Annotated in this window: 9 protein-coding genes; 6 read left to right on the top strand and 3 right to left on the bottom strand. The window is 38.5% G+C overall.

The annotated features are described in order from the left end of the window. Positions 1-45 precede the first annotated feature (45 nt). Together queA and I573_RS03200 are read left to right on the top strand one after the other, a co-directional pair. Entirely contained in the window at positions 46-1,077 is a 1,032-nt protein-coding gene (queA, locus tag I573_RS03205) for a tRNA preQ1(34) S-adenosylmethionine ribosyltransferase-isomerase QueA (protein WP_016185141.1), read from the top strand. 160 nt (positions 1,078-1,237) lie between these two features. Then, on the top strand, positions 1,238-3,880 hold the full coding sequence (locus I573_RS03200) for a calcium-translocating P-type ATPase, PMCA-type (RefSeq protein WP_016185140.1): 2,643 nt from the start codon (positions 1,238-1,240) through the stop codon (positions 3,878-3,880). A gap of 38 nt (positions 3,881-3,918) precedes the next feature. Here the strand turns inward: I573_RS03200 and I573_RS03195 are convergent, their stop codons facing one another. After that, a complete protein-coding gene (locus I573_RS03195; protein WP_016185139.1) occupies positions 3,919-4,611 on the bottom strand; it encodes a DUF975 family protein in 693 nt (230 codons plus the stop codon). Positions 4,612-4,765: 154 nt separating this feature from the next. Between I573_RS03195 and tgt the strand changes: the two genes are divergently transcribed. The 4 genes from tgt (at position 4,766) to I573_RS03175 (ending at position 9,572) form a co-directional block, all read left to right on the top strand. Continuing rightward, on the top strand, positions 4,766-5,911 hold the full coding sequence (tgt, locus tag I573_RS03190; protein ID WP_016185138.1) for a tRNA guanosine(34) transglycosylase Tgt: 1,146 nt from the start codon (positions 4,766-4,768) through the stop codon (positions 5,909-5,911). A 64-nt stretch (positions 5,912-5,975) separates the two neighbouring features. Further along, positions 5,976-6,323 carry a preprotein translocase subunit YajC gene (gene yajC, locus I573_RS03185; protein WP_016185137.1) on the top strand — a complete coding sequence of 116 codons (348 nt, stop codon included), beginning with the start codon at positions 5,976-5,978 and terminating at the stop codon, positions 6,321-6,323. A 151-nt stretch (positions 6,324-6,474) separates the two neighbouring features. Continuing rightward, a complete protein-coding gene (gene adhE, locus I573_RS03180) occupies positions 6,475-9,063 on the top strand; it encodes a bifunctional acetaldehyde-CoA/alcohol dehydrogenase (protein WP_016185136.1) in 2,589 nt (862 codons plus the stop codon). Between the two features lie 83 nt (positions 9,064-9,146). Next, a complete protein-coding gene (locus tag I573_RS03175; protein ID WP_016185135.1) occupies positions 9,147-9,572 on the top strand; it encodes a hypothetical protein in 426 nt (141 codons plus the stop codon). 1 nt (position 9,573) lies between these two features. Here the strand turns inward: I573_RS03175 and I573_RS03170 are convergent, their stop codons facing one another. Both I573_RS03170 and I573_RS03165 read right to left on the bottom strand, forming a co-directional pair. Continuing rightward, the gene (locus I573_RS03170; RefSeq protein WP_016185134.1) at positions 9,574-10,893 is read right to left on the bottom strand and encodes a sensor histidine kinase; all 1,320 of its coding nucleotides are present in this window, start codon (positions 10,891-10,893) and stop codon (positions 9,574-9,576) included. After that, complete coding sequence (locus tag I573_RS03165; RefSeq protein ID WP_016185133.1) at positions 10,883-11,572, bottom strand: response regulator transcription factor; 690 nt, start codon at positions 11,570-11,572, stop codon at positions 10,883-10,885. Before I573_RS03165 ends, I573_RS03170 begins: the two co-directional genes overlap by 11 nt. Positions 11,573-11,612 lie beyond the last annotated feature (40 nt).

The raw sequence follows: 11,612 nt of genomic DNA, 5'->3' as shown, positions 1-11,612 counted from the left end.
AATGATAGAATAAATAGGCAAACTAAGTAGAGAGAGTGAAGTAGAATGTTAACAACTGAAGATTTTGATTTTGATTTACCAGAAGAATTGATTGCCCAAACCCCATTAGAAGATCGTGCGAGTTCACGTTTATTGGTTTTAAATACGAAAACCAAAGAAATGGAAGATCGACACTTCCATGACATCATCGATGAATTAAATCCTGGTGATGCATTGGTGATGAACAATACCCGTGTTCTCCCTGCACGTTTATACGGTGAGAAGACGGAAACAGGCGGTCACCTAGAAATTCTATTATTGAAAAATACACAAGGCGATAGTTGGGAGACATTGATCAAGCCAGCTAAACGCGCTAAAGTAGGGACGAAAATTACCTTTGGGGATGGTCGTTTAACAGCTGTTGTGGAAGAAGAATTAGAACACGGAGGTCGGATCATTCGATTTAGTTATGAAGGGATTTTCTTAGAGATTCTAGAATCATTAGGTGAAATGCCATTGCCTCCTTATATAAAAGAGCGTTTAGAAGATCCAGATCGTTATCAAACCGTGTATGCCAAGGAAAATGGTTCCGCCGCTGCACCCACAGCTGGACTTCACTTTACAGAAGAATTATTAGAAAAAATTCAAGCTAAAGGTGTGAAATTAGTGTATTTGACACTGCACGTCGGATTAGGAACCTTTAGACCGGTTAGTGTCGATAATATTGAAGAACACGACATGCACAGTGAATTTTATCGATTAACGAAAGAAGCTGCAGATCAATTAAATGATGTCCGTGACAATGGTGGCAAAATTGTGGCTGTTGGGACGACATCGATTCGTACGCTAGAAACGATTGGATCAAAATTTGATGGTCGTTTACAAGAAGATAGTGGTTGGACGAGTATCTTCATTAAACCAGGGTATCAATGGAAAGTGGTTGATGCATTTTCAACGAATTTCCACTTACCAAAATCAACGCTAGTGATGCTCGTGAGTGCTTTTGCTGGTCGAGAATTTACACTAGAAGCGTATCAACATGCAATCGATGAACGTTATCGTTTCTTTAGCTTCGGCGATGCAATGTTCGTAAAATAATCCTGAAAAAGTACAATCTGATATCAGATTGTACTTTTTTTACATTTTTTTAAGTTTGTATAAAAAAACACAGAGTCCTTACTTTTCGTTACCCTATTTCTTGAAACAGTTTGACGAAACATGCTATAGTAAAAATAGAACGACTATAAGGAGGAATGGAATGGAAGAATATAAAAAAACAATTGATGTAGTCGAGAAAGAAACCCAAGTGGATCTTTCGCAAGGATTAAGTAGCACAGAGGCTCAAAAGCGGTTAAAGGAACAGGGGCGAAACGAATTCGAACAACCACCTGGACAAACGATGCTCTCAAAAATTTTGCATAGTTTATCTGATTTTACAACGATTATTTTATTAGTCGCAGCGGCAATATCTTTTTATACTGCGTTCTCAACAGAACATGGTGACTTATTTGAAGGATTATTGATTATCGCGATCGTGATCATCAACTCCGTTTTGGCGATCGTTCAAGAAGGAAATGCTGAAAAAGCACTGGCTGCTTTAGAAGATATGAATAAACAAGTCACCTCCGTCTTGCGCGATGGTCAAGTAGTAGAAATCGACGCAGAAGAAATCGTAGTTGGTGATATTTTAATTTTAGAAAATGGTTCAATGATTGCAGCTGATGCTCGGCTAACGCAAACTTCCCAATTACGTGTTGAAGAGTCTGCGTTAACCGGGGAGAGCGAACCCGTAATGAAAGATGCTGACTTCCAGACAACTGAGGAAGAAAGTTTGGGTGACCAGCTGAACATGGTATTTAAAGGCTGTACAGTCGTGAATGGTCGCGGTCGCGCGATCGTGACGGCAACTGGAATGCAGTCTGAAATGGGGAAAGTGGCAACGTTACTAAATGGAACGAGTCAAACGGTTACGCCACTGCAACGTCGTTTGAATCAATTAGGAAAACGGATCAGCTTGATTGCACTAGGTGCAGCGGCTATCGTGTTCTTAGTGGGGTACTTACAAGGTGAGCCACTCTTAGAATTATTTATGACCGCAGTCTCTCTAGCTGTGGCAGCTGTTCCAGAAACATTGATGGTTATTGTTACGTTAGCATTAGCTTTTGGTGTTCAAAAAATGGCTAAAAAACATGCGATTATTAGACGATTACCTGCTGTAGAGACGCTAGGGTCAGCAAGTGTCATCTGTTCAGATAAAACAGGAACACTAACGCAAAATAAAATGACCGTTCGTCGTATCTGGCGTCACGGAGACGAAGTCGTCGATGCAGAAGATGCGATGACAGAAGAAGCGATCGAAGTGTTAAAAATCGCGTCATTATGTACAGATGTCATTATTGAAAAAGGCGAAGAAAAAACATATAAAGGCAATCCAACCGAGATTGCAATCGTCCGTTCTTTAGAAGAAAGTTACCATACTAAAGATGAATTAGACGAAACTTATGTCCGAATTGGTGAACTGCCTTTTGATTCTGAACGTAAGATGATGACGACAGTTCATAAACATGGTAAAAAATATATTTCCGTGACGAAAGGAGCTTTTGACGTTTTGATGCCACGTTTTCGTTATGGTGACGTAGAACAGGCAACCGTTGTAAATGATCGTTTCGGGAAAAAAGCACTTCGCGTTATTGCAGTAGGGTTTAGAACATTCGATGAAGAACCCACAGAAATGACGTCTGACTATTTAGAAAAAGATTTACAGCTCCTAGGTTTGATCGGAATGATCGATCCACCGCGACCAGAAAGTAAAGGCGCGATTGCTAGAGCGAAACGTGCAGGAATCAAAACCGTTATGATCACGGGGGACCATGTAGTAACCGCAAGTGCGATCGCTAAGGAACTCGGAATCTTAACAAAACCACAAGAAGCGATTTCAGGTGCCCAGTTACGTGAAATGACAGATCAACAATTGGATAATCGAGTAAAAAACTTATCCGTTTATGCACGTGTAACGCCGGAAGATAAGATTCGAATCGTCCAAGCGTGGCAACGTACTGGTGCAACAGTTGCAATGACGGGTGATGGAGTCAACGATGCTCCAGCCTTAAAAGCAAGTGATGTAGGTTGTGCGATGGGAATTACAGGTACCGATGTGGCAAAAGGTGCTGCAGATATGGTATTAACAGATGATAATTTTGCTACGATCGTTGATGCAATCGCACAAGGTCGAACAGTCTATCAAAATATTCGCAAAGCCGTGAATTTCTTGTTAAGTTGTAATATCTCTGAGATTTTCATCGTATTATTGGCGATGTTATTTGGTTGGGGCGCGCCGTTTACGGCCGTTCAATTATTGTTTGTAAACGTAGTTGCAGATGGATTACCAGGATTTGCTCTAGGAAAAGAACCTGCAGAAAAAGGCATCATGAATGAAGATCCAATTCCACCAAACGAAAGTATCTTTGCGCGTGGGTTACTCCAAAAAATTGGAATCAATGCCGCAATCTTTACTGTTGTGACGCTATTTGGTTATTACTTAGGGACATTTGTTGATTTTATTAGTCCTTGGGTCGATGCTAGTCATGAAGTTGGACAAACTGTTGCCTTCTTGATTTTAGCGTATTCTTCAATTTTACATGTTTTCAATGTACGTAGTGAACGCTCGATTTTCAATGTTCGCTTATCTTCAAATAAATCATTATTTGAAATGGCAATTTTAGCAATCGTGATCACGACAGTCATTGCGTTAGTTCCATTTACACAATCGCTGTTTAGTTTAGTTCGTATTAGTTTCAATCATTGGTTGCTTGCGATTTTCTTATCATTTGTTCCAATTTTCGTGAACGAATTGATCAAATTCCATCGCTTACCTGATGAGGAAGAAGCAGAAGAAGCTTAAATGAAAAAGCCAAGTGTCTGACGACACTTGGCTTTTTTTTAGGCTAATTCTTTTGGTAAAGCATCATAAAAAGCTGCTTTTGTTGCGGCGATATATGGATTTAACCATAAATATCCGATACCTAGCGTCATAATCGCTAAGATATGCCAACCGATAAAGCTGACTTCTAGGATAAATAGTTGTCCTTTATGACCATTCATTAATTTACGACTAGCGGTGATACAATCAAGATAGCCTAAACGTTCACCAGTATGTTCATACGTATCGTAAAAAATATTGTAAGCTTGGTAATAAGAATAACGTTTGATGATACCTGGAATGATCAATAATAAGCTCCATAATGCAATGAAAATCGTTTGTAGTAAGTATACAACGAAGATGACCAGTGCATAAGGAGAAGTAAACGTGCGAAAAGCATCTTTAAATGGGACGATTTTTTCACGTTTGTGACGTAACATGTCAAGCAATGTCCACGTTACGGCAAGAGAAAAGAATGTTCCGATTAATCCACTAATAAACTGACCACCTGAACTTGTCCCACTGTTGCTTTGTGCAGTAATTGAGGCACCGTCTCCTGTAAAATGATAGATCAACATAAACGAAGGGAGTAAAATAAGATAGAATACTGCTAATAATAATAAAGTTGGTACTAAGTTTAGCAATACGGCATCCATCCAGTTGCCTTTTAGCATGGCTTTGGCTTCTGTTTTTAATTCACGATTTTTTTTCACAATAAATCCTCCTTATAAATTAATTGAGTTTATACACTCTTGTGAATGATTCATTATATCACAAATAAGAAAGAGTAAACACGCTTGCAAATTAACTAAACTGCACTTATGATGGAAAGTGCAGTTTAATTTAAATCAGAAAGTAGGGAAATGAATGTCGCAACCAGCCATTCGTTATCGTTTAATTAAAAAAGAAAAACATACTGGAGCTCGTTTAGGTGAAATCATTACACCGCATGGTACGTTTCCAACCCCAATGTTCATGCCAGTTGGAACACTAGCTACTGTAAAAACAATCGCTCCAGAAGAATTGAAGCAAATGGGTGCAGGAATCATTTTGAGCAATACATATCATTTATGGTTACGCCCAGGAGAAGATTTAGTCGAAGAAGCAGGTGGCTTACATAAGTTTATGAATTGGGACCAACCGATTTTAACAGATTCTGGTGGTTTTCAAGTATTCTCATTGGCCGATATGCGTAATATCGAAGAAGAAGGCGTTCACTTTAAAAATCATTTAAATGGATCTCCATTATTCTTATCTCCTGAAAAGGCCATCAATATTCAAAATAAATTAGGCTCAGATATTATGATGAGTTTTGATGAATGTCCGCCATTTGATGAAAGCTATGACTATGTAAAAAAATCAGTAGAACGTACCTCTCGTTGGGCTGAGCGGGGCTTAAAAGCGCATGCCAATCCAGATCGTCAGGGATTATTTGGTATTATCCAAGGAGCTGGTTTTGAAGATCTTCGTCGTCAAAGCGCGAAAGATTTGATCAGTATGGATTTTCCAGGCTATTCGATCGGTGGTTTATCTGTTGGAGAGCCAAAATCGGAAATGAATCGCGTTTTAGACTTTACGACACCACTGATTCCAGATAATAAACCACGTTACTTGATGGGCGTGGGCACACCAGATTCATTGATCGATGGTGTGATGCGTGGAATCGATATGTTCGATTGCGTGCTGCCTACACGGATTGCGCGTAACGGAACGTGTATGACATCGCAAGGGCGTTTAGTTGTAAAAAATGCTCAGTACGCACGTGATTTTAGACCATTAGATGAAAAATGCGATTGCTATACGTGTAAAAATTATAGCCGTGCGTACATTCGTCACTTGATCAAATGTGATGAAACATTTGGGATTCGTTTGACTTCTTATCATAACTTACACTTCTTGTTAAATGTGATGAAACAAGTTCGTCAAGCTATTATGGATGATAATCTACTTGAATTTCGTCAAGCCTTCTTCGAAGAGTATGGATTTAATAAAGAAAACGCTAAAAACTTCTAAAAGGTCTAGAGAACTTGTGTTGTTTTATGCTACAGTAGAGAAAAGAATATGGAGAGGTGTTTAAATGTTACAATTAATCATTATGCTAGTGTTCTTTGGAGGAATGATGTTGTTCTTCCAACGCTCACAAAAGAAACAACAACAAAAGCGTCAGGAAACATTGGATTCAATGCAACCAGGAAGTACAATCGTAACGATTGGTGGCTTACATGGAGTGATTTCTGAGGTCAACAAAGAAAAAAATACCGTATTGATCGACTGCGAAGGAATTATTTTAGAATTTGATCGCACGGCAATTCGTACAGTAACCCCACCAACAACACCTACAAGTGTTATTGTAGAAGAAACACCTGAAACATTGGCTGAAACTGAAGTTGATGACGTAATCGAAGAAGATAAAATCGAAAAATAAAGAGAAAAAGAGCTGATTTTAAGCTCTTTTTTCTTTTTTTTATTTTTTAGTGAAAAAAATCACAAAAAACTATTTACAAACAAAAAAAACTGCGGTATAGTATTCTTGTGAATAAGTTAACAAGTTGAACTCAAATAGGAGGAACCTATCAATGGCAAAAAAAGAAGAAGTTAAAACACTTGATGTTTCAGCAATGATCGATGAATTAGCAGCTCGCGGAAATGAAGCGATGCGTAAAATGTCTGACTTTACTCAAGAACAAGTGGATCATATCGTACATGAGATGGCAATGGCTGCTTTAGATAATCATATGATGTTAGCAAAAATGGCAGTTGAAGAAACTGGTCGTGGGATCTATGAAGACAAAGCAATTAAAAATATGTATGCTTCTGAATATATTTGGCATTCAATCAAAGATGATAAAACGGTAGGAATCATCAGTGAAGACAAACAAAAAGGCTTGATCGAAATCGCAGAACCAGTCGGTGTCGTTTGTGGGGTAACCCCAACAACTAACCCAACCTCTACTACGATTTTTAAAGCGATGATCGCCTTAAAAACACGTAATCCAATCGTCTTCGCATTCCATCCAAGTGCACAAAAATGTTCGGCTGAAGCAGCACGTATCGTTCGTGATGCAGCGATTGCTGCAGGAGCACCTGAACACTGTGTTCAATGGATCGAACAGCCATCGATCGAAGCAACACAAGGATTAATGAACCATCCAGGGATTGCGATCGTCTTAGCTACTGGTGGTGCAGCAATGGTAAAATCAGCTTATTCAACTGGAAAACCTGCTTTAGGTGTAGGACCAGGTAATGTTCCATCATATATCGAAAAAACAGCAAAAATTAAACGTGCAGTCAACGACTTGATCGTATCGAAAACATTTGATAACGGAATGATTTGTGCATCTGAACAAGCTGTGATCGTCGATAAAGAAATTTACGATGAAGTAAAAGCAGAATTCCAAGCGCATCAAGTTTACTTTGTAAAACCAGATGAATTGGAAAAATTAGAAAACACAGTGATGAACGAAGGCAAATACGCAGTAAATCCAGCAATCGTTGGTCATTCAGCCATTTCAATCGCGAAAGATGCAGGGATCGATGTACCAGCGGGAACAAAAATGTTGATTGCTGAAATCGATGGCGTTGGACCACAGCATCCTTTATCTCGTGAAAAATTATCTCCAGTCTTGGCGATGATCAAATCAAATAGCACAGAACACGGAATCGAATTAAGTGAAGCGATGCTAAATTTAGGTGGTCTAGGACATACAGCAGTTATCCATTCTGAAGATGAAGATGTACAAATCAAATTTGCTTTACGCATGAAAGCATGCCGTATCTTAGTCAACACACCATCAGCAGAAGGTGGTATTGGGGATATCTATAATGAAATGTTACCATCATTGACATTAGGTTGTGGCTCTTACGGACGTAACTCAGTATCACGTAACGTATCTGCAGTAAACTTGATCAACGTGAAAACTTTGGCGAAACGGAGAAATAATATGCAATGGTTCAAATTACCTTCAAAAATCTATTTTGAAAAGAACTCATTAATGTATTTAGCAAACATGGAAAATGTAGAACGTGTCATGATCGTTTGTGATCCAGGTATGGTGCAATTTGGTTATGTCGATACCGTTCGCGACGTGTTGATGCGCCGTAAGAACAATGTTCAAATCGAAGTCTTCTCAAATGTTGAACCAAACCCTTCAACAAATACAGTATATGCTGGAACAGAAATGATGTTAGACTTTAAACCAGATACAGTCATCGCTCTTGGTGGTGGATCAGCAATGGATGCGGCTAAAGGAATGTGGATGTTCTATGAGCACCCAGAAACATCATTCTTTGGCGCAAAACAAAAATTCTTAGATATTCGCAAACGTGCGTATAAAATTAAAAAACCAGAACAAACACAATTTGTATGTATCCCAACTACATCAGGTACTGGTTCTGAAGTAACACCATTTGCGGTAATCACAGATAGCGAAACACATGTGAAATACCCATTAGCAGATTACGCATTGACACCAGACGTTGCGATCGTCGATTCTCAATTTGTCTTATCAGTACCAGCTTCAGTAACTGCAGATACAGGTATGGACGTATTGACTCATGCGATCGAATCTTATGTCTCTGTTATGGCTTCTGATTATACACGTGGATTAAGCTTACAAGCGATCCAATTAGTCTTTGAAAACTTAGAAAAATCTGTAAAAACAGCAGATCCAGATGCACGTGAAAAAATGCATAATGCCTCAACAATGGCTGGTATGGCCTTTGCTAATGCCTTCCTAGGTATTTGTCACTCAGTAGCACATAAAATTGGTGGAGAATATGGTATCCCTCATGGACGTACCAATGCAATTTTACTTCCACACATTATTCGCTACAATGCGAAAGATCCACAAAAACATGCGATGTTCCCTAAATATGATTACTTCCGTGCGGATACAGATTATGCACAAATTGCACGTTTCTTAGGTCTAAAAGGCAATACCACTGAAGAATTAGTTGCTGCATTAGCTCAAGCAGTACATGATCTAGGCGCGAAAGTTGGAATCGATATGAGCTTGAAAGCACAGGGTGTGACACAAGAAGTACTTGATTCAACAGTCGATCGCATGGCAGAACTTGCTTATGAAGATCAATGTACAACAGCTAATCCAAAAGAACCATTGATCTCTGAATTGAAACAAATTATCCTAGATGCTTATAAAGGATAATTCCTCCTTATGAAGTATGAAGTGTGCTGAGTAAATTCAGCACACTTTTTTTGTGTTAAACTAGAGTTGAAAGGTGTGATAAGATGGAAAAAATGGAGACACTTACAGATGAATTGATTCAATCAAGTCAAGCGCTCGAAGAATGGAGCCAAGCGATTGAGATTTCAACACAGAAAATGGAAGCGCAAACTTTTTTATTTGATCTACGTGATTATTTAGCCATGTTTACGATTTTCGAAGATCAACAAACCACACAAGTCAGTAAACTGGATGGAAAAGAAGTATTAACGGTTTTAAACGCACAGCAAAGCCAACTGGTTGAATGGCTGCAAGAAGCTAAAACAATGGAAGATAGTGGTGATCTGAGACGTCAATGTGCAAGTGTAGAAGGAATCCTAGAGTTTAATCACTTGCTACAAAACGAGTACCCCAATATTGGAGAAGTCACTCAAGAGACTATAAAAAAAGACACTACCAAGGGATTTTGGCAGCGTCTCTTTCATCATTGAGTTATTTTTTAGGAAGCTTGAATTCAAATGTCACACCCACTTTATGGTGGTAATTAAAATCTTTTACCATGATTTCGCCATGATGTTCTTCCACTAATTGTTTAGCAATGGCTAAGCCTAAACCATAACCTCCCGTTTCTTTAGCACGAGAATGATCTTCTCGGTAAAAACGATCGAATAGGTGTTGTTTATCCTGATCTGAAATGCTTGGGCCAGTATTGCTGACCGCAACACGCCATTCTTTATTTGTAGTAGTAGTTACCACAAAGATCTCATCTTGAGGTCGAGTATATTTCAATGCATTATCAAGCAAGATCACGAGTACTTGATGAATTTTTTTACGATCGACTACCCAAGTTTGATTCGGATTATCTAGGGGCTGGAGCAGTAATGCTTTATCGTCTAATTGCGCCATTTCTTGGAAGGGTTTGATCAATTCATCTAAAAACGATTGAATCGTTACTTCTTGATACTCTAGGACTTGTTGATTCGAATCATTGCGTGCAATCGTCAATAGATCATTGGTTAGCCCAGTCAAGCGCCTCGTTTCAGTCAGTGCTTGCGCAATGCTTTCTGACTCATCCAAAATCGTATGATTCGGCTTAGTAAAAAGATGTTGTAGACTATTTTGAATGATCGTCAACGGTGTTCGAAGCTCATGGGAAGCATTCTCAACAAATTCTTGCTGACGTTTCCAAGAGGCTACAATTGGCCGCATGGAGAGATTAGCTAATAAAAAACTGATCCCGATTGATAGAAACCAAAAGATGATCATACACGCAATCAAGATCGCACGGAAATTTGTTAATGCCGATTTGATTTGATTCGTATTGGCTAATACTTGTACATAAGCAATATTGGCATCATTTTCCGGAGCTTTTCGAATGATGGATCGAAAATCTGCAGTATTACTCGATTGATCTTCTAACTGAACCGTTTGGATCGAGTCCAAATTTTTAGTAGAAAGAGTCAAAGATTCAAATTGTGCGTATCGACTACCCAATGCTTCTTTGTTTAAAATTGTTCCATCTTTTGACCATAGGATAACTTGGTTGTTAAACATGGGTTTTGGACCTTCTTTAAAGGGTTTGTTCTCGTCTAAATGAAGGGTTGGATCATTTTCTTGATAACGGGTAATCTCTAACTGTACAGTAGGAGAATCGCTCGTTGTTTGTGTTAATTGTTGATCCGTTTCGCGATAAGCAGATAAGGAGAGTACTTGCAAGACGATGACACCTAAAGCAAAAAAGACTAAGGCGAAAGCCAATACATTGGCTAAAAATAATCGTATTCGTTGTTTATTTGGTAATTTAGCCTTCATGAGCATCGGCCTCTTGTAAAAGATATCCAACATTTCGCAGAGTTTGGAATTTTTTATCTAGTCCCGTATCTCGTAAATGTTTACGCAAATGACTCATATAAACTTCGACTACGGTTAAGGTCGTAGCTGAATCAAATCCCCAAATACGATCAAAAATTTGTTCTTTTGTTAAAATAACTTTTTGGTTTTGAATAAAATAGACAAGTAATTCAAATTCTTTTCCTTGAATCGGTAAAATTTGATCGCCAAAGCGGACTTCTTTATTCGTCAACTGGCAATTTAATTTTCCGTAACTTAAGGTTTGTTCATCAAATAATCCTAATGAACGTTTTAATAAAGCTTTCACACGCATCAATAGTTCTTCCCGATAAAAAGGTTTTGTCAGATAGTCGTCTGCTCCTTTTTGAAACCCTTCAACTTTATCTTCTAAACCATCTTTAGCTGTTAAAATAAGCACCGGTGTCTGTACTTGTTGTTTACGCAAGTTGGCTAACACTTCATATCCATTCATTTCAGGGAGCATTAGATCCAAGATAATCAAGTCATAAATTCCAGCTTCTGCTTCAAATAATCCTTCGCTACCAGTATACATTTGTGTAACTTCCCCAATCGATGAGACGATTTCTTTAATATTTTCAGAGAGCGTCACATCATCTTCAACCAATAATAATTTAATCATAGTCATTCTCCTCAAACTTTTTCTTTAGTATAGCGTATAA

Source organism: Enterococcus sulfureus ATCC 49903, from assembly GCF_000407605.1.
In the GTDB taxonomy this organism is placed as follows: domain Bacteria; phylum Bacillota; class Bacilli; order Lactobacillales; family Enterococcaceae; genus Enterococcus_G; species Enterococcus_G sulfureus.
Note: the sequence above shows the minus strand (reverse complement) of the source record. Positions and strands in the feature narration are given on the sequence as shown.

Coding starts and splice junctions, on each gene's coding strand:
- queA (WP_016185141.1), top strand. CDS start 46: ATGTTAACAACTGAAGATTTTGATTTTGATTTACCAGAAGAATTGATT.
- I573_RS03200 (WP_016185140.1), top strand. CDS start 1,238: ATGGAAGAATATAAAAAAACAATTGATGTAGTCGAGAAAGAAACCCAA.
- tgt (WP_016185138.1), top strand. CDS start 4,766: ATGTCGCAACCAGCCATTCGTTATCGTTTAATTAAAAAAGAAAAACAT.
- yajC (WP_016185137.1), top strand. CDS start 5,976: ATGTTACAATTAATCATTATGCTAGTGTTCTTTGGAGGAATGATGTTG.
- adhE (WP_016185136.1), top strand. CDS start 6,475: ATGGCAAAAAAAGAAGAAGTTAAAACACTTGATGTTTCAGCAATGATC.
- I573_RS03175 (WP_016185135.1), top strand. CDS start 9,147: ATGGAAAAAATGGAGACACTTACAGATGAATTGATTCAATCAAGTCAA.
- I573_RS03170 (WP_016185134.1), bottom strand. CDS start 10,893: ATGAAGGCTAAATTACCAAATAAACAACGAATACGATTATTTTTAGCC.
- I573_RS03165 (WP_016185133.1), bottom strand. CDS start 11,572: ATGATTAAATTATTATTGGTTGAAGATGATGTGACGCTCTCTGAAAAT.